At 50.4% G+C, this 18,138-nt stretch carries 20 protein-coding genes; 13 read left to right on the forward strand and 7 right to left on the reverse strand.

Annotated elements, in window-relative coordinates; all coding sequences use genetic code 11:
* The first annotated feature begins 138 nt into the window (after nt 1-138).
* Nucleotides 139-345 carry a hypothetical protein gene (locus tag K5D32_RS15455; RefSeq protein ID WP_221600903.1) on the forward strand — a complete coding sequence of 69 codons (207 nt, stop codon included), beginning with the start codon at nt 139-141 and terminating at the stop codon, nt 343-345.
* Nucleotides 346-368: 23 nt separating this feature from the next.
* Here K5D32_RS15455 and K5D32_RS15460 read toward each other — a convergent pair whose 3' ends face one another.
* Nucleotides 369-593, reverse strand: a complete 225-nt coding sequence (locus K5D32_RS15460) for a PLDc N-terminal domain-containing protein (protein WP_221600905.1) — start codon at nt 591-593, stop codon at nt 369-371.
* Nucleotides 594-611: 18 nt separating this feature from the next.
* A complete protein-coding gene (locus K5D32_RS15465) occupies nt 612-1,835 on the reverse strand; it encodes a zinc-dependent alcohol dehydrogenase (protein WP_221600907.1) in 1,224 nt (407 codons plus the stop codon).
* A 259-nt stretch (nt 1,836-2,094) separates the two neighbouring features.
* Here K5D32_RS15465 and K5D32_RS15470 point away from each other — a divergent pair, with 259 nt between their 5' ends.
* The 5 genes from K5D32_RS15470 (at nt 2,095) to K5D32_RS15490 (ending at nt 7,111) form a co-directional block, all read left to right on the forward strand.
* Nucleotides 2,095-2,685 carry a ferritin-like domain-containing protein gene (locus K5D32_RS15470; RefSeq protein WP_221575582.1) on the forward strand — a complete coding sequence of 197 codons (591 nt, stop codon included), beginning with the start codon at nt 2,095-2,097 and terminating at the stop codon, nt 2,683-2,685.
* A gap of 139 nt (nt 2,686-2,824) precedes the next feature.
* Nucleotides 2,825-4,321 carry a polyphosphate:AMP phosphotransferase gene (gene pap / locus K5D32_RS15475; RefSeq protein WP_221600909.1) on the forward strand — a complete coding sequence of 499 codons (1,497 nt, stop codon included), beginning with the start codon at nt 2,825-2,827 and terminating at the stop codon, nt 4,319-4,321.
* Between the two features lie 237 nt (nt 4,322-4,558).
* The gene (locus K5D32_RS15480) at nt 4,559-5,629 is read left to right on the forward strand and encodes a DUF262 domain-containing protein (RefSeq protein WP_221600911.1); all 1,071 of its coding nucleotides are present in this window, start codon (nt 4,559-4,561) and stop codon (nt 5,627-5,629) included.
* A gap of 49 nt (nt 5,630-5,678) precedes the next feature.
* On the forward strand, nt 5,679-6,227 hold the full coding sequence (locus K5D32_RS15485; RefSeq protein ID WP_221600913.1) for a hypothetical protein: 549 nt from the start codon (nt 5,679-5,681) through the stop codon (nt 6,225-6,227).
* 179 nt (nt 6,228-6,406) lie between these two features.
* Nucleotides 6,407-7,111: a DUF6602 domain-containing protein gene (locus K5D32_RS15490; protein WP_221600916.1), complete on the forward strand. Its 705-nt coding sequence runs from the start codon at nt 6,407-6,409 to the stop codon at nt 7,109-7,111.
* 310 nt (nt 7,112-7,421) lie between these two features.
* On the opposite strand, the gene K5D32_RS15495 is transcribed toward K5D32_RS15490, so the two are convergent.
* Together K5D32_RS15495 and K5D32_RS26295 are read right to left on the reverse strand one after the other, a co-directional pair.
* Nucleotides 7,422-8,078, reverse strand: a complete 657-nt coding sequence (locus K5D32_RS15495; protein WP_221600918.1) for a hypothetical protein — start codon at nt 8,076-8,078, stop codon at nt 7,422-7,424.
* A 386-nt stretch (nt 8,079-8,464) separates the two neighbouring features.
* Complete coding sequence (locus tag K5D32_RS26295; protein ID WP_221604720.1) at nt 8,465-8,716, reverse strand: helix-turn-helix domain-containing protein; 252 nt, start codon at nt 8,714-8,716, stop codon at nt 8,465-8,467.
* A gap of 148 nt (nt 8,717-8,864) precedes the next feature.
* On the opposite strand from K5D32_RS26295, the gene K5D32_RS25985 reads away from it, so the two are divergent.
* Nucleotides 8,865-9,203 carry a hypothetical protein gene (locus tag K5D32_RS25985; protein WP_260407406.1) on the forward strand — a complete coding sequence of 113 codons (339 nt, stop codon included), beginning with the start codon at nt 8,865-8,867 and terminating at the stop codon, nt 9,201-9,203.
* Between the two features lie 127 nt (nt 9,204-9,330).
* On the opposite strand, the gene K5D32_RS15505 is transcribed toward K5D32_RS25985, so the two are convergent.
* Nucleotides 9,331-10,536: an MFS transporter gene (locus K5D32_RS15505; protein ID WP_221600920.1), complete on the reverse strand. Its 1,206-nt coding sequence runs from the start codon at nt 10,534-10,536 to the stop codon at nt 9,331-9,333.
* Nucleotides 10,537-10,647: 111 nt separating this feature from the next.
* Here K5D32_RS15505 and K5D32_RS15510 point away from each other — a divergent pair, with 111 nt between their 5' ends.
* Entirely contained in the window at nt 10,648-11,274 is a 627-nt protein-coding gene (locus tag K5D32_RS15510; RefSeq protein WP_221594107.1) for a TetR/AcrR family transcriptional regulator, read from the forward strand.
* A 161-nt stretch (nt 11,275-11,435) separates the two neighbouring features.
* The gene (locus K5D32_RS15515; RefSeq protein WP_221575589.1) at nt 11,436-12,071 is read left to right on the forward strand and encodes a hypothetical protein; all 636 of its coding nucleotides are present in this window, start codon (nt 11,436-11,438) and stop codon (nt 12,069-12,071) included.
* Between the two features lie 48 nt (nt 12,072-12,119).
* Here the strand turns inward: K5D32_RS15515 and K5D32_RS15520 are convergent, their stop codons facing one another.
* Complete coding sequence (locus K5D32_RS15520) at nt 12,120-12,821, reverse strand: RES family NAD+ phosphorylase (RefSeq protein ID WP_221600922.1); 702 nt, start codon at nt 12,819-12,821, stop codon at nt 12,120-12,122.
* 427 nt (nt 12,822-13,248) lie between these two features.
* On the opposite strand from K5D32_RS15520, the gene K5D32_RS15525 reads away from it, so the two are divergent.
* The 4 genes from K5D32_RS15525 to K5D32_RS15540 all read left to right on the forward strand — a co-directional run bounded on the left by K5D32_RS15525 (nt 13,249) and on the right by K5D32_RS15540 (nt 15,956).
* Complete coding sequence (locus tag K5D32_RS15525; RefSeq protein WP_221600924.1) at nt 13,249-13,794, forward strand: PAAR domain-containing protein; 546 nt, start codon at nt 13,249-13,251, stop codon at nt 13,792-13,794.
* Nucleotides 13,795-13,804: 10 nt separating this feature from the next.
* Nucleotides 13,805-14,587 carry a hypothetical protein gene (locus K5D32_RS15530; RefSeq protein WP_117185261.1) on the forward strand — a complete coding sequence of 261 codons (783 nt, stop codon included), beginning with the start codon at nt 13,805-13,807 and terminating at the stop codon, nt 14,585-14,587.
* A complete protein-coding gene (locus K5D32_RS15535) occupies nt 14,572-14,928 on the forward strand; it encodes a hypothetical protein (RefSeq protein ID WP_221600926.1) in 357 nt (118 codons plus the stop codon). The genes K5D32_RS15530 and K5D32_RS15535 overlap by 16 nt, the downstream gene beginning before the upstream one ends.
* Nucleotides 14,929-15,572: 644 nt before the next feature.
* Nucleotides 15,573-15,956 (forward strand): hypothetical protein, encoded by a 384-nt coding sequence (locus K5D32_RS15540; protein ID WP_221600928.1) that lies wholly within the window; start codon nt 15,573-15,575, stop codon nt 15,954-15,956.
* 82 nt (nt 15,957-16,038) lie between these two features.
* Here the strand turns inward: K5D32_RS15540 and K5D32_RS15545 are convergent, their stop codons facing one another.
* The gene (locus tag K5D32_RS15545) at nt 16,039-18,114 is read right to left on the reverse strand and encodes a hypothetical protein (protein ID WP_260407407.1); all 2,076 of its coding nucleotides are present in this window, start codon (nt 18,112-18,114) and stop codon (nt 16,039-16,041) included.
* Nucleotides 18,115-18,138: the final 24 nt, after the last annotated feature.

Consider the following 18,138-nt stretch of genomic DNA (forward strand, 5'->3'; position numbering starts at 1 on the left):
GAAGATGACTCGCTGTATCGGCAGGTATTCCACAAACTTGCGTGTACTCAGGTGGTGCACATCAACGCATTCCGTAGGAGATCACCCGCCGCCTTGGCACCGCGCTGTCGCACAGCAAACAGAGGACGGTGTAGGACCGTGCTTGCCCTGGGCGGCATTCCGACGATCGAGTGCGAAGCGCTCGCAAATTTACGACTGCTACGCAGCCGGTCGCGGGCAAGCGCGCTCCTACAGAAAAGCGTTTTAATTCATGATGTTGCGTTTATTTTTGATGAGAGCGAATTCATTCGCGAAGGTATTTCAAACGACCTATCTCTGTCGGATGTACTGACCTCTCGCGAATGAATTCGCTCCTACTGCCTGCGTTTTTACCCCTTGCTATGCTCCGACGAAGTCGGCCCTTCAACCACGCCCCGTGGGCCGGCGATGCCCCAGATACCGGCACCGATCACCGGCAGCACCACGACCAGCGCACTCCAGCCTGCCTTGGTCGCCCGGCTTTTGCGTGAGCGCCAGACGCTGTTGATGACCCAGGCGTCGAGCAGCGCGACCATGACCGCCACGGCGATCCAGAACACGGTAGACATTTCCATTCGGCACCTCCGTACCAGTCATGTCGCAGGGAGTACGATCGTGGAGTCAGGTTCCGGCACGTCGATGGCATTGTTGCCCGGCGTCAGAATCACCTTGCGACAGTCCTCCTGCCCCTTGTCAAAAATCTTGTAACCCGCGGCGGCCTCTTCCAGGGACATGCGGTGAGTAATGATGGCTTCAGGAGACAGCCGGCCGGTTTCGATATGCTCCAGCAGTTCCGGCATGAAACGCTGGGCATGGGTCTGGCCCATCTTGAACGTCAGGCCCTTATCGAACGCATCGCCAAACATGAAACCGTGGATGAACCCCGAATAAACCCCCGGCACACTCACCACGCCGCCGCGTCGCACAGCAGCGATGCACTGGCGCAAGGCTTTGCCGCTGCTGCCTTCCAGCTTGAGGGTCGCGAGCACGGTTTCCGTGGTGCTTCCCTTGGCCTCGAAACCCACCGCATCCACCACGCCATCCACGCCACGCATGCCGGGTGTCTGACGAATGATGGTGTCGGCCGGATCATCGTCGTCATCGAAATTGATCGGGATGGCACCGTAAGTCTGCTGCGCGTACGCCAGTCGGTAAGGGTAATGATCGACGATGAAAATCCGTTCGGCACCCAGCATTTTGGCGCAGGCAGCACACAGCAGCCCGACCGGGCCTGCGCCATAAATTGCAATGCTGGAACCCTTGCCAATGCCGGTATTGAGCACCGCCTGCCAGGCCGTTGGCAGAATGTCGGAGAGAAACAGCACCTTCTCGTCCGCCAGCGTGCCCGGTACCTTGAACGGCCCGACGTTGGCTTTCGGCACCCGCACATACTCGGCCTGCCCGCCGGGAATGCCGCCATACAAATGGCTGTAGCCGAACAGCGCGGCACCCGGCGGGATGGATTTCTTGTTGAGGATCGCGCCTCGGCCGGTATTGGTCGTTTCGCAGGCAGAAAACAGATCCAGCTGACAGAAAAAACATTCCCCGCAGGCAATCACGAAAGGAATGACCACCCTGTCGCCACGCTGCACGGCGGTCACCGCCGGGCCTGTTTCTTCGACGATCCCCATGAACTCGTGGCCCAGGATATCGCCATGCTCCGTTGCCGGAATCTTGCCGTGATAGAGGTGCAGGTCGGACCCGCAGATGGCCGTGGCCGTGACTCGCAGAATGATGTCGTCGGCTTCCTGTAGTTCCGGGTCTGGCACGGTATCGACTTTTACATTGTGCGCCCCGTGGTAGGTCAGTGCTCTCATGGTTAGCCCTCGGCTGTGCCAGAAGAAGTCTGGACTTGCTTCAGATGAACAGGGGCTTGCGGGTTTGGTTCAGAACAATGGATTAACGGTTACAGGCCATGGGCAAAGGTGGGTAATAGCCACTGTTACTGTTCGTCGGCTTCTCTTTCATCGCCCTGAACGGCTCTTGTTACGGCCCGGTCGACCCCAGTGACGGGTAAGCAGTCGACGCCCTTCAAGGTACTCAACCTGAAGCAAGACTCACTCCACGAGGTTCCCGATGAACAAAGCATCAAGCAAGAGCAGAACGACGATAGAAGATCTGTTCATTCACGAGCTTTCCGATATCTACAGTGCTGAAAAACAGATCACCAAAGCCTTGCCAAAACTGGCTCGGGCTTCGACCAATCCCAAACTGGCCGAAGCGTTCAATGCGCACCTGGAAGAAACCCAGGGCCAGATCCAGCGTATCGATCAACTGGTCGAACAGGCCGAGATCAAACTCAAGCGCGTCAAGTGCATTGCCATGGAAGGGCTGATCGAAGAAAGCAGGGAGCTTCTGGACGAAATCGAGAAAGGCCCGGTGCTCGATGCCGGCCTCATCGCCGCGTGCCAGAAGGTCGAGCACTATGAAATTGCCGGCTACGGCACGCTGATCGCCATGGCCAAACACCTGGGCCTGGACGACGCAGCGAGCTTGCTGGGCGAAACCCTGGCAGAGGAAAAATCCGCCGATGAAAAACTCACAGCGATTGCCGAGGAAGGCGGTACTCAGGCCGCCACGCTGGATCTGGAGGGGCAAGAGTTAGAGGGTGATCAAGAGGAAGAGCAGGAAGAGGAAAAACAACCCCGCAAGAAAAGACAGGCCTGAGTTTTGAGGCGTGAGAAAGCCGGTATTCGTGACTGACTTCAGCGCACAGGGTTTTCTCTGCCTTTTTATTGATCCACGAGGATAGCCAGATGGCATGAGTGGTCTACATTAGCCGCAGATCATTTGAAGGATGCCGCTAATGTTTGAGTCCGCTGAAATAGGTCATGCCATCTCCGATGAAACCTACGAGGCTGAAGTCCCTGCGCTGCGCGAAGCCTTGCTGGAAGCCCAGTACGACTTACACGAGCAGGCCGGACGTCAGATCATCGTATTGATCAACGGTATTGAAGGGGCGGGCAAAGGCGAAACCGTCAAACTGCTCAACGAGTGGATGGACCCGCGCCTGATCGAAGTACGCACCTTCGACCGACAGACCGACGAAGAACTCGCCCACCCAACAGCCTGGCGCTATTGGCGACAACTGCCTGCCAAGGGCCGCATGGGCATCTTCTTCGGTAACTGGTACAGCCAGATGCTCCAAGGCCGTGTGCATGGCCTGTTCAAGGATGCGGTACTCGACCAAGCCATCAGCGGTGCCGAACGCCTGGAAAAAATGCTCTGCGACGAAGGCGCACTCATCTTCAAATTCTGGTTTCACCTGTCCCGCAAACAGATGAAATTACGCCTCAAGACCCTCAAGGACGACCCGCTGCACAGCTGGCGCATCAGCCCGCTGGACTGGCAGCAATCGAAAACCTACGGCAAGTTCGTGCGCTTCGGCGAGCGCGTACTGCGCCGTACCAGCCGCGAATACGCACCCTGGCACGTCATCGAAGGCGTGGATGCCAACTACCGCAGCCTCACCGTGGGCCGCCTGCTGCTGGAAGGCATGCAGGCCGCGCTGAACACACCCAAGGCCGAGCCCAAACCCTTGACCTTCGGCCCCTTGCCCGCCAACCACGGCGAACTGACCCTGCTGGACAGCCTCGACCTGAGCCGCAGCCTGAGCAAGGACGAATACCAGGAAGCACTGATTGCCGAACAGGCGCGCCTGTCCGTCAACCTGCGCGACAAACGCATGAAAAAACACGCCCTGGTGGCCGTCTTCGAGGGCAACGATGCCGCAGGCAAAGGCGGCGCCATCCGCCGAGTCGCCGCCGCACTCGACCCACGCCAATACAGCATCGTCCCCATCGCCGCCCCCACCCAGGACGAACGCGCCCAACCCTACCTCTGGCGCTTCTGGCGACAAATTCCCGCACGCGGCAAATTCACCATCTTCGACCGCTCCTGGTATGGCCGCGTGCTGGTCGAACGGGTCGAAGGCTTCTGCAGCGACTCCGACTGGGCCAGAGCCTACGGTGAAATCAACGACTTCGAAGAACAACTCACCGACGCCGGCATCGTCGTCGTCAAATTCTGGCTCGCCATCGACGAACAGACCCAACTGGAACGCTTCCAGGAACGCGAAAAAATCCCCTTCAAACGCTACAAAATCACCGAAGACGACTGGCGCAACCGCGAAAAATGGCCGCAGTATCGCCAGGCTGTGGGGGATATGGTGGATCGCACGAGTACCGAGATTGCGCCGTGGACGTTGGTTGAGGCGAATGATAAGCGGTGGGCGCGGGTTAAGGTTTTGCGGGTGATTAATGAGGCGTTGGAGGGGGTGTTTGGGCGGGGGAGGAAGGGGTAAGTTTATAGGGGGCTTGATGACGCCGGGGGCGTTTTGCGAGGTTAGGTTGTTTGGTTGTGCTGTTGTGGCTGGCAGAAATCGGCACAAAGCAGGCTACCGGAGTGCCGACTTTCGCCCATAGTGATCAATCGGGGGCAAGAAATTAAAGAGTATTCACTATGTGGCGACGAGGTGAGATTTAATACATAATGCTTTTACTAAAATCACCTGTATGCATTAATACTACGGACGAATGATATGTCTAGCACTCCACAGACCTATACAGTGTCTGACTTCATCGAATGGAACGCCAAAAAGCAGTTGAATTTATCACCAGACTTTCAACGTGGTTCTGTCTGGACTCCTAGTGCGAAAGTTTTCTTGATTGACACGATCTTGAATGATCTCCCTATGCCTCAAGTGTTTTTTAGAACAAAAATTGATGCTGCAACTCAAACGATGACTCGAGAGGTTGTTGACGGCCAACAGAGGCTAAGGACTATACTTGAGTTTGCTGCTGGTAAGCTCAAGCTTTCTTCTAAGTCTCCTCGATTCAAAGGTAAAGTATATGTAGATTTAGACGTCGCTGATCAAGAGAGTTTTTTGTCCTATAAAATACCATGCGTGCAACTTATTAACTCCGACAACTCCATGGTGCTGGAAATTTTTGCCAGACTCAACTCCTATAGTGTTAAAGTTACTCCAGCAGAACTTCGGCACGCAGAATATATTGAGCCTATAAAGTGGGCAATTTATGATGCATCTCGAGATTGGAAATATCTTTGGAATGAGCTAGGAGTGGTGTCTGTTAGAGATAGCGTTAGGATGAAAAATGTCTCCCTTATGGCGGAGTTTTTCATGACCTTTGACATGGGGTTCGGGGATGGTGGTGAACCCACAATAACTAAATTTTATAAAAATAAAAAAAACGAGTCGGAAGAGTATTTTATACCCATTAGAAAGAAAGTTGATGCTGTACTGGACGAAATTATTGATAATTTTGAGGGTGATTTTTCGGAGACAACTTTCTTTGATGCTCCCAATTTTCTTGTCCTGTTTGCAGTAGTGGCATATCTCAAGTACGGGCTTCCAGATACCCGGATCACGGAAGGTGTAGAGGAGCATAAAGCGGTTGGTATCAATTGGGATAGTGCCGTAGAAACATTAGCAGAGATATCCTTAGAGTTTGAAGCAGAACACAATGATGAAAGTGCAGATGGCCGGCATGCTGAATTTATCGGCGCTAGCAGAAGTACTACGCACCGAATATCTTCAAGAAAACCAAGATTTCAGTTGTTAGTGAAAGCGTTTAGCAATGATGCTGCTTAATCGACACTGCACTCGACTGGAACAAAGAGTTTCTCTAATTGAGAGAGAAATGGACGAACTCTCTGCTAAAGGAGTACTAGCAAAAAACGAGATGTTGGCACTCGAAAAGTATCTAATACAACTTCAGATTGAATGGGAACATTTTGTCAGAAGGTTGATTTTAGATAGCGCCACAGGGCAGCATCAGGGCAGCAGCGGGCCAGTATTTTCTACATTGCCCAACCCACCCAAGACTAGGGAACAAGCTCTTTATGTGCTCCTCTCCACTTTCAGAGGTGGCAATGGTGGTCGCGAACCTGAATGGAGTCACTCAAGTAAAGCTATCGATGCAGCTACACGATTACAGCTATCAAATCTTACTACTATCTCAAGCTATCTTGGCGTCACTCCATGGCCACTGGACGAGATGCGTTTTTTGAGAAATTACATTGCTCATCAGTCCAAAAACTCAGCTGTAACATTAAGGCGTCAATCAATGACAAGCTCGTCAGGTAAGATTTCGGTGGCCGAGATAGCTTTTGATTACACTCCACTAGGAGTTCAGAGATACAAGTCTTGGCCTGCGTTTATGAGAACTATCGCTCAGCAGATCGTCTGATCCCGTTAGCGTCCTAGACTATTTTGGATCGAGGGCAGCCTGTGATCTTATGAGCAAAATCAGATTTTTGAAAGGTGCGTGAAGGCGCTATACGTAGAGTGCTGCAACTATCGGCCAATTGCAGCCGCTCACGAGTTTTTAGAGAAACGCGATTCTTTTTATCCAAGAAGAGTATCTGAATGAAACCGCTGATTGAATACTGTCATGGTGCTGTTAAAACATTAAATGCTCAATACGAAATGACTAATGTACTTGGACATAATGCCACGGCTGGAACTGTTCGAGAGTGTCTCGTCATAGATTTTCTTACAGCGCATCTTCCCGAAATGACTAGCGTCGTGAGCGGAATTATTGTCGATTCGAGCGGCCGACGCTCAAAACAACAGGACATTGTGCTTATGTTGAAATCTATGCCTCGACTGCCGTTCGCTAGTGGCCACGATCTAATTTTTCAAGAGGGAGCAGTAGCAACCATAGAAGTCAAGACCGAAATAACACCAGTTGTTCTTGACGCTATCGCTCTAAATATTGAAAGCGTAAAAGCCCTCGTGCCTAGTACGCTGGAGAGCGTCGAACTGGGAGACCTAACTTGGCCTCATGCTAGAATATTAAGCATTGTTCTCACATACGGAGGATCTGCCCTAGATAGTATTGAGCAGAAACTAATAGATCTTCCTGACGAATGTCGACCAGATGTTTATTTGGATTTGACAAAAGGAATACTTATCAAGAATGAAGGCTTCTTGCTTAGTAAGGATGGCTTTAGCTCGTACCTTCGATTCAATGACCCTGCGATAGGTCTTGCACGTCTGCTTGCGCTATTATCCAAAGTAACTGGGCGTTTAGTTATGCGGGGTCTACAGTGGGATGCTTATATTTCATGATAGCCATCAACCGACTGCTAACGCTATCTGTGATAGCTGGAGCTGCCTGTCACAATCCAGCTAGCAGAGAGGAAATAGGATCTGGCTCATCTTAACTTGGCTATTGATAGAAAGTTGTGTGCCTGTGACTTAACAAACTATTAGTACTAGATAGTACTCATGATGCATACATAATGAGAGATATAATTGTAATGTAGTAGAGATCATCATTAGATGCTGGCTCCGAAAAAAAACGGAACACAGCATCGCACTTTTAATGAACAGCCATGAATGAACGGTTACGGTATAAAGTCATATATGGCTTCCTGAACTAGCTAGTGGTGTTGCGGCGTTTTTGAACACAACTTGGTGAAGTTTGGTTGTCTGGCAGTGAGATTGAACCAAGTCCTTTTCCTCCATCTATAAAGTTGATTTTTTGAAAATTATTTTCTATCTCAACACTAGATATAGCCTTTCCGGGAGCCCTGTGAAATACCTTTCCTGCTATTAATTCAAATCGTTTGCTTCCGCCGTTAGGCATCAGTACGGTATGAGAAATTTGTAGCTGACTCTCTATGCCTCCCTCCATATTTGAATTTTCCTTAAACCCGTAGTAGGGCAGGCGAACGGTGTAAAATTTATGAACAGTATCTCCAGGCTTAACAATTATGGGAACAAAGCAGTCCTCCATGAAGTCAGCCCAAGCCATATTTGAATCAGTATTTTCCTGAAGAGACGCCGAGGCATCTGTAATCGTCTCGGTGTAGTCACCAGTGTTATTATAAATAACTCCAAAGGTTATTTTTTCACCGCCAGGATCAATGGATGATAAAATAATGTTTAAATCATGTTCTTTTCCCAGGGTTTGTAAGTAAAGGCTAGTTAACGCAATTACTAAGCCAACCCACCCTACAATATTTTGTGTTCCTTTCCAAGTCCATTTGATGTAATTTAAAATGCGTATACGTGCTCTTGTAGATAGGATCATTATAATTTCCATTTATTTTTTGTGAATGAGTCTAGATTCTTTTTTGATAGGGTGTGTTTAGTGATCATGATGCTGTCTCCATCGATATTGTCGCGGTTTCGCAGGAAGATAATATTTGATAGCTGGTTTTTCGTAGCTTTCAGTTGTTTGGTGAAATAGTATTGGTTTGTGATTGTAGTGTTGGATAAATTTTGTGGGCTAAGGTTTTTAGTTTGTTAAATGAGTGGTTCGTTTCTAGGTTGTGCGGGAGTGTAGTCAAAGTTGGTTTCGGTTATTTCAGTGTCGAAGAAGAGCTTTGGTTGCGCTTGCCATATATTCAAAGCTTTTCGTAGACGGTATTCATATAATTCCCTAAAGCGAGAGCGATAATAAACTAAATAAGGATTTCACTCGTTAGACATCAACGCCTCTTCATACTCACTTATAAATCGCGGCAGCTCATACCCCAGCACCGCACACAAATCCCGCAACTGTACGATATCCAAGCGTCGCGAGCCCTTTTCTACATCGCTCATAAATGACTGTGGGCGACCCAGCGCCATGGAACATTCTGTTTGAGTGAGGCTGGCATTCTCTCGGATCGTTCTCAATAGCTTGATGAGGACCTGATGTTCTCGTCGGTAGGTTGCTCTTGCCATAACGCCACCCTCGTTGAACCGCCTCACACGATATAACTGATTTTCAGATATTTGATATGCATAGATATTCTTGCCCGGAACCCGAGCAGAGCCACGGCCTTGCTCGGCCCCAAGAAACCCGGAAGCCCTATCTGAAAGGACACAACAGATGAAAACGCGAACCCACCCCCGCAACCCCAGGCAATCATCCCGCAATACCCGACCGCGCTTCCCCAGCCGCGCAGGATCTACCCTGAAGCCCCCGTCGACTCAACTGCAAATCGTCAGCTCCATGTACGCCTACCTGATGACGAGCTGGGAGGAGTTGCCCGAGGAGAACAAGCGGGCCTTGGGTTTCGATTTTGTGGCGGGCAGTGAAGGGGAGGAGAAGGCGCTCAACCATCTGGCGCGGCTTTTTCTGGACTATGCCGATTTGTCATTTCGTCGGGCGTTGGTCGCTCGTCGCAGGCGGCTTGGGATTGATGAGACGAGCAGGGCTGTTGAGTGAGTGATGCCGCGCAGGCTCAAGTGCATGGCTGAAGTCGAGGCGCGTTTGTGGCCGGAGCTGCCCCGGGCGAGGGCAGCCATCGGCCTGTTGTGTTGAAACGTCATGTCATGCAGCGCAATGCCGCCTATCAATGACCGGCGACGATTTGGCCGGACTGCCTCTCACCGCTTGCAAAACCATGGGCTCGCGCGCTCGATGCAATGGCCAGACTGAGCAGTAACAACATCAGCAAGACCCAGGGAAATGCACTCACGCCCCATTGGCCGAGCAACACGCCACCCAGTAGCCCGCCGCCTGCGATGGCGCTGTTCCAGACAACGACGTTCATGGACAGCGCAACGTCTGCGCCTTTACCTGCGGAGTCGGCGAGGGCGGTTTGCAATAGCGTGGCAGCGCCGCCAAAGGTCAGGCCCCAGATGGAAACCCCGACGTAAATGGCCAGAGCAGAGCCTGAAAACAAGCCCAAGAACACCGAAACCGCTGCGAAGGTGGCGAGGCTGGCCAGCACGGTCTTGCGCAGATGGCGATCAACCAGCCGGCCCGTGACCCAGATACCCGCCAGCGCGGCGACCCCGAATGCCAGCAACACCAGATCAACGTCACTCGCCAACCCGGCCTCGGCAACGAAGGGCGCGACGTAGGTATAAAGAATGTTGTGAGCCAGCATCCAGGTGAAGACGACGCCCAGCACCGAGCGCACGCCAGGCGTAAAAAAGACCTGACGCAACGCCATGCGCTGTGAGGAGGATTGGCCAGGGTAGTCCGGCACCTTCATCAGCACCCAGACGATCAACAGCAGGGTCAGCCCGGACATCAAGCCAAATGCCATGCGCCAGCCCATGAGCCCACCCAGCCACGTTCCCAAAGGCACCCCCAGCGACAATGCGATGGGCGTTCCGACCATCGCGACTGCCAGTGCGCGCCCCTGCAATTGCGGGACAACCATGCGTCGCGCATAACCCGCGATAAGGCTCCAGGCCAAGCCCGCAGAGACGCCCGCGAAAAACCTCGCGATCAAGGTCAGCCAGTAATTGGAAGAGAGCGCCGTGATGGAGTTGAAAATCAGAAAGCCGACAATCGTCAGCAACAAGACGGTTCTGCGACGCCAGCTTTGCGTGGCGATGGTCAGCGGAATGGCTGCCAGCAGCGACCCCAGCGCGTAAACCGTCACCATCTGCCCTGCAAACGATGCCGAAACGCCCAGACCGCTGCCGATCTCGGGCAGCAAACCCGCAGGCAGCGTCTCGGTCACGATGCAAATGAACCCCGTCATCGCCAGTGCCAGCAATGCCCCGAACGGAAGCTTGTCGCTCTGTTTCTCATCTGTAGCCATTGGATTTCCCCTACTAATATACTGATCGGTATAAATATAGGGTGTGAGCAGCCGACTGGTCAATGACTTATGTATCGATTAGTATTTAAGTGACTCTGGAGGAGAACCGACATGGCACAAATGGGACGCCCGCGCACCTTTGACCGCGACGTAGCAATCACTCAGGCACTGCATCTGTTTTGGGAGCATGGATACGATGCGACATCCCTCAGCCAGCTCAAGGCGAACATAGGCGGCGGCATCACCGCGCCCAGCTTTTACGCTGCTTTTGGCTCAAAACAGGCGCTGTTCAATGAAGTCATGGAACGCTATCTGAATACCCATGGCAGAGTCACCGACAGCCTGTTTGATACGACCCTGCCGCCCAGAGAAGCGATTGAACTCACCCTTCGCCGCTCAGCGAAAATGCAATGCGAGCCCGATCATCCCAAAGGGTGCCTGGTGGCGTTAGGCCTGATGAGCGCCTGCTCGGAAGAGAGCAAAGCCATCTCCGAGCCTCTTGCACGGGCGAGGAACCTGAACCGTGCAGGTATGGCTGCTTGTATCGAACGTGCCATTGATGCAGGTGAATTACCTGCGACGGTGGTGCCGGAGACACTTGCGGCTGTGTTCGACAGTTTTCTCCTGGGCTTGTCGACACTGGCTCGGGATGGTGTGGCGCATGAGACGCTGGATGCAGCGGTGGGTCAGGTGATGGGGGTTTGGGATGGGTTGTGTGTTGCTGCTGAGGGGCAATGAGTTGGCAGCTTAAGGCGTAGGATTTTTCATGAGGCGTTGTGCTGGCATGAGCGTTTTCCGATGAGCCATCACGCTATCTGTCGTCAAGGTAAACAACCTGTTTGACGATTTCATGTATTTGACGATAATGTAAATCGTCAATCATGAGGCGGAGGTGCTTTATGGAATCGCAAAGATCAATCCAGGATGTCATCGATACCCTGGCGGCTACCATCGAGAAGGCTCAGGAAACCCCGGTGCGTGTGCTGAAACTCTTGACCAGTGTGTTCCAGCAGTGGTCTGAAGAGAAAAAGAGTGAGAATCTCGGGTCCCTGACGGATGCAGAGCTTCTCCAAAAGCTTGCGGCCAGTGGGTCTGTTGTCGGAGCCCTGAGTACTCGAGAGACTCGAAAGCAAGCTCGCCGCGTTGCCGCAAAGATCGAGTTCTTTGAACAACTCAAAGAATTTGGTGGCGTATTAAAAAGTCAGAATGTAGCCAGCATCTTGAGTATGACCAGGCAGACTGTTAACAACCATGTCAAGAAAGGTACTTTGATAGCCATACAGGAAGGTAACGATCACTTATATCCAGCATTCCAGTTTGTCGGGGACGAGAAGCTGCCTTATCTCGAAGAAATTCTGGTGCTGCTAAAAAATGTCAGTGCTGAGGCTCAATGCACTTTCTTCCTGAACCCAATTGCCTTTGACGATGGGAAGGCTGAGTTGCCGTACGTTATTTTGAGAGACGGAGCTACTGAGAAGCAGTTGAATGTGATCAAGCGCGAAGCTGCACTGTTCATGAATTCGACGCCTGCCTGAAAAGCAGCGCACCCAAGGGTGGGGCGCTGTGTGGGTGGTTAGCGGAGCTCAGGAGCCAAGCACTTTGTAGCCTAGGATTTCTGTCATGATCTCCTCTGCATCGATGCTGTCACCCTCAAAGCCTTCCGGAAGTTCTTTGTTGTACTCAAACTCCGAAAGCTTCGTCATCTCAATGGTCTTGACCGTGGTTATCTCTCCCGGCGCAGTCCACAACGCATAACAGCTATGGTTGTCTGGATGATGGCGTGACTCGTAAGCGATACCGTCGAAAGGGATACCAGGCAACCTTGCCACCGCCGCGACAATTTCTTGTGTGAGCGTGTAGTCAGGGCCGGTCACTTCGTCCACTGTCCTTGCCAGCCTGGACAGGCATGGCTTCAGATCCAGCAGGTTCAATTCGCGAGTCGTTTCAACTACGCACATATCCCTGGAGTCGAGATCTGCTGTGTTGATTACGATGCCGATCCCTTTCGCTTCCTTGGGCCGAAGCCTTCCGAAAGTCTCGGCCAGCGCTCCACTGGGGTGTTCAGCCCCATACCAGATCCCGATTTCTTCTTTGGGATCATTATACCTCCCAAGTTCTTTAGGATTTGTCGGACATCCATAGTACTCGGCACTTACATGCCCGGTGTCCTGAACTCTGTAGGCAGTCGAACCGTGTGGTAGCAATTTTTTGTTTAACTTACCTTGAGCGTGCAGCTTCTGAACCCGTTGTGCGGTGTGCTCAATGTCGTTGTTGTTTGTACTCACTATCAATTGCTCTATAAAAGATAAGTCTTTTCATAAGTTCACCAAAGAAAACGCTGAAAAACCAGCGGCACCGACACCCGTCGAGCGCGCAGGGATTTTAGCAGAGGCTACGTCAGTGCCAGGCGTTGCATGAAACGCCTTGAAACATCAATTCCAGTAAAGTTCGCCGCCATTAATGGCAGGAGGCCGTGATGGCAAAACGGTAAAAACTCCTAAACGCTGCTTGGGATCGGGTCGCAGATATTTTCACTGAAGCGCATTTCTGAAGTCGATGTTCGTTTACGGCCGGAGCTGCCCCCTGCGGGGCTAGGTATCGGCCTGTTGTGTTGAAACGTCATGTCATGCGCCCAATCACCACGAGATTTCTAATGGGCGATCTGTTCTGATAAGTTACGACGCGCACAAGGATTGTTGACAGGAGGTCATCATGGCTAAGCCAGCAGCGCGGAAAAGTGATCCATACAGCTGCCCCCTGCCGGGGCACGGTACCAACCCTATAGCATCAGGATCTCCTGACGTATTCTTCGACGGCCTTCCCGCAGCGCGTCAGGGTGACACCTGCACTTGCGGTAGTGCGCTTTCTTCAGGGTTGTCTGCGACCGTGTTCATTAACGGCAAGAATGCGGCGACCATCGATACCAGCGGCACCCACGGCGGTATCGTGATTGGTGGTTCGGGTACGGTCATAATTGGCGATATCCATACACCCTGCGAGTTTGTTCCTCCTACGCCGTTAACGGGTTTCGCGAGCTGGATCGGTTTCAGAATTCCTGCTGACGAAAGCTATGAGGGCTTATCGTGCACTGCTCATTTTGAGGATGGGTCATCACTGCCAGGTGTATTCAATGAAGACAATGCCGTTAAGTTTTCAAATCCGTCTGGTAAGACCTGCGTGATGCTCAAGTTTGAAGAACAAGTATCCGCAGAGGAACCCTCTCTCACTGAGAGCCTATTGAACACAATTTTAGGATGAGGACCATCCTATGACAGAGCCGTACATTGTCACCGGCAGCTATGTCGTTCAGCGTGAGCACGCCTTGCAAGATTCTCCGCTCGACAGGGCGTTGGAACTGATGGAAGGTTCTGCGCTGAGATTTTCACTGGATGCGATCTCTGATGAAAAGGTCAGATCGAGCTATACCAAGAACATCAAACGCATGTCTCAGCAAGTCCGAGATGACGTGAAAGCGGGAAAGATTACGGCGCAAGAAGGGGTGAAGTTCAGCCATGAGATGCGAAACAAAATCATGATGGAGCATCGCAAATTTACTTCAGCGCAGGGGTTGGCAATCGTTCAGAAGAAGAAAAAAGACGGGAAGGGACTCAAAACACTTTTGGATATGTATTCGGAAAACCTGTTTCAAAAGGGTTATGACAGCCTTTCAGAAGTAGAAAAGAACAAGGTTCACTACGCCATCCTGGAGTCTTCGGGTCGTGATAATGCGAAATTCACGACCGGCACCAAAAAAATGCTGATCATGGGCAAGCTTGGTGTTCTCGTGACAGCGGCCCTGGCAACCTATCAAATATTGAATGCTGACAACAAACCCAAAGAAGTCGCTCGCCAAGGCATCATCGTCGGTGCTGGTGCGGTCGGCGGTATTCTTGCGGGGATGGGCGTTAGCGCATTGTGTGGCCCAGGTGCCCCCATTTGTGCAATAGCCGTTGTCTTGGCAGGGACAATCGCCGGTGGTGTCGCAGGTGAAGCGGTGGCGAGTTCACTTGACGAAGAGTTAGAGGAGCTCACACATTGGGACATCTTCTGACTGAACCACAACTGACGAAAGTCAGAGCCGCTCTTTCCGAGCCATTCAATGATTTTCCCGTCGAATATGACTATTTGGCGAATAAGGTGAGAGGCGTCGATCCTGAGGTACTTTACACAATCCTCTATTCAGAGGTCGCGCCGGTGTGCTTTACCAATCTCGTGGCAGCTGTACCTCCAGTATGGACGGGGTTCGACCCCGACATACTCAGAGAGTCGATAGAAGAAAGGTTGGCAGCTAGAGAGCGTAACTGGTTTCGTAGGCAGTTCGATAAAGTGCTGGTTCGCTGGCTGCAATACAACTACGCCTACATCTGGAAGGAAATCGCCAGTAGGCTTTGAGCCCGAATCCACAATCGAGTAGCGACTCGCTGAACAGTATAAGAAAGCTCTGACCATTTCTGGCTGTTTTTTGCTCATATTCATTGGCAGTGTTTGGCGACTCTTGCCAGTCAGGCACACTTGGTGTGCTGGTCAAGTCCGATGCAGCATGTGGTCATGTTGAGTTCAATTACCCAGCCTGCCTGATGACGAGCCAAGAAGTATTGCCCGAGGAGGACAAGCGTGCCTTGGGGGGGCGATGTTGCTGCGGCGGGCAGTGAATTCGAGGTTGGCGGGGCTGCCGTTGGTTTAGAGACAGGGCCAGGTGCTTTTGTAAGTGGTGCAGTCGGCGGAATCATATTGGGCATTGCAGGTTACCTGGAAGCTACTTGGCTGACTGACTACCTTTAGGAGTAATAGTGTTATGAGTTTTTTAGTCGCGTAAAAAGTCTTTTTAAAAGTGCTTCTGATGAGCAAATCCTGGGGTATTCCGTTTCAGAGCTAAAGTCTGTTTTTGGAAAAATATTGTCTGAGGATACGAGGGAGATTTCTGGTTATCCCTCTCGTACGTTGCTGGTTTCAGTAGGGATACAAGCATATTGCTCCGGTTTTATTATGGATAAGGCAGATGTTGGCGAGCTGCAAGAGCTCATTGATGAACGTTTTTGAAGGTTGATGAAATAACTTTCAATGAGTTGGTTGTAACACGCTATCAGCATCAGGTCACGAGGGATGAGCTCATCTTTTCTGTTTCGTACAAAGAGTTCAATGTGGCAACGATTCGGCTCGCTACGAACAGTGTGGAATTATTACGACTGATAAAGGAAAAGAGATTTGCTGTTCCTCCGTCGTGGATTGCCTTTGAAGGTTATGAAGCGTCTTGGTGGGGCGGTGATATGCAGGGAGCTCAAGGTTTTTATAATAATTATTATTTCTTTCCGTTTTTTTTTTTTTCAATCCTGAATGCAGTAGATAAAAGCGATTATTATGTAAGGTATTCGGCAGGTGATGAATGGGTTGAAGCTTTAGAGTTGACGTTGGGGCTTTGATGTGACTCACATAAAAGACCCAGCAATCAAGCAGGCTCGCTCTTGTGCTTGCTCTTCCATTCGATCTGCTAGAGTGTAGTCTCTATGGATTCGATTTTTCCATATCAATTAACTTTCCGACACTGAGATGGTTCAGGATTGCAAGCGTCTGTTCTTCACTTTCGGGTTCAATAACATCATATGTATACCACTGCATTGGGATCTCGCCCTCTGCAATCTGGTGAGTACTCTGAGTTTCTTTCAGCGATGCGGAGTGAACCTCAATAATTGTAGGAAGCATTGCATAGCTTATGAACGCTTGCTCTGCTTCTTCTAGAGTTTCGTATAAGGTAACTGCGTATCGGTAGTCGGAAGGGCTCGTTGCAAGAAATTTGACTCTACCATCTTGAAGGAAGTGTTTCAGTAAATGTTCGTCTAGCACTGGAACATTGTCACAGGGGAATCCTGCATGAAACTGGTCGTTGATGATTACAAGTGGGTGCACTGTCACATCGTCCAAGCAGTCGTTTAAATGAGGATAGTGCTCTGTGCAAAAACGTGACAAGTAATTCTTAATGTAGTGCGTCTTTCTTTTGGCTTGATCTGCTTTTTTGTAGATGCCACCCTCCTTTTCATGCAGAGCATTGTGATAGTCCAGTGGAGTAATCGGAATTCTTCGGCTACGCAGTTCTACCACAACTATGGTTTTACCGAAGCTGAACGTAAGATCAACTTCTTCTCCTTTTCCACCATACTTCAGATCGATCGATCCGGTCCACTTCAAATGCTTGCATACAGGGCCGCTTCCAGCTTTACACTCCTCCATCACCCTGACCATGTATTTCTCAAAATGGCGACCACGGAGATTCGCCTTAGGGTCTACCAGAGGGAGCCACATGTCCACATTCCTACGGAGGTTAGCGGAGAGCAGTGCACTGAGGGATAATGCTACCTCTCCTTCAATGGCGAGCAGGGGTTTCAGCCAAAGATCATCTTGAAGACTTGCGGCTTCGTAAGTGAGGAAGCTCAGTATTGAGTTGATCAAAGACTCATCAAACGACGTGACTTCAGCCAATGTCCTAGTCAACTCTACATGTTTGAGCCAAACGCAGTGTTCCAAGAGTCCTATCAAGTCAGTGGCAGAGGGATCTTCCTTTTGATCCATCATTTGATGGGCAATTAATGTCAGGTGGAACCATACAAGTAAGATATCTCGCACTGAGTAGCTTTGTCCATGTGCATTTTCAGGGCACTTTACTTTCATAATGCTGAGTAGGTGTTCCTCAACTCCTAAAAATTGCTCAACCCATCTGCTGCTTATGTAATGGTTAAAATAATCATTGAAGTGGTCAGCTCTATGAGTGCTTAACTTTTTATGGTTGCTAAGCTTTATGAATTTCTTCGGTGCGGCAGAACCCAGTGAGAAGTTTGGGTTGTAAATTAAATTATTGGATTGAAGTGTTTTGGTGCCATTTTGATGGTCTCTGCGATAGTCGCAAATTGCTTTTAACTTTCCTAAATCATTTAGTTTGGAGACTAAAATTATTTTTTTATTGGGGATGAATGTGAAGTATGCGTCACCAAAGAGTACTTCCTGCCAGAAAACTGACCCGTTATGATAAAGTTGAGAGCAGTTAAGTTCACTCAGTATGAAGCTGGGTTTGTCAACTCCTGGTGAGGTTTCTTTAGAGGTTTTGTACGCCATTGTTAAGTTTTCTTTATTTTTTAAAGCATCGTAAATTGCCGGGCAGATGCTATCTAGTCTCATCATTACAAGTTGATTGACGTTTACTTTTACACCATCTTGAGTTAGATCTGTCTTGTAGCTAATCATTTGTTCAATGGATAGTATTTTTTCTGGGTTTAATTCGCTCATTTGTTGTGCTGAGATTTTCGCAAATCCAAAGTTTGCGGCTGCAAGGTGAGCATGAAGGATATCTTTCAAATCTAGGCTTTCATACTCTCTCAGCTTATGACGCTCACGAGTTAAGGATATTCGCTTGAAATGAAATCCCAACCAGCTGGCGGCTTCTATTGTTGAGCGATCAATTGGGTTGTTGTCCGTCAGGCCTTCAAAGATTTTCTGCCACTGTGTTATATCAAAACCAGTTTCGGATGTTGGATGGGAAAGCTGGCGCTTTCGGGCCATACTCAGCATTGTACTTTGGTGCAGTCTCATGTATGCCTCATGCATAAAAAATGA

Source organism: Pseudomonas cichorii, from assembly GCF_019719005.1.
Taxonomy (GTDB): domain Bacteria; phylum Pseudomonadota; class Gammaproteobacteria; order Pseudomonadales; family Pseudomonadaceae; genus Aquipseudomonas; species Aquipseudomonas cichorii_E.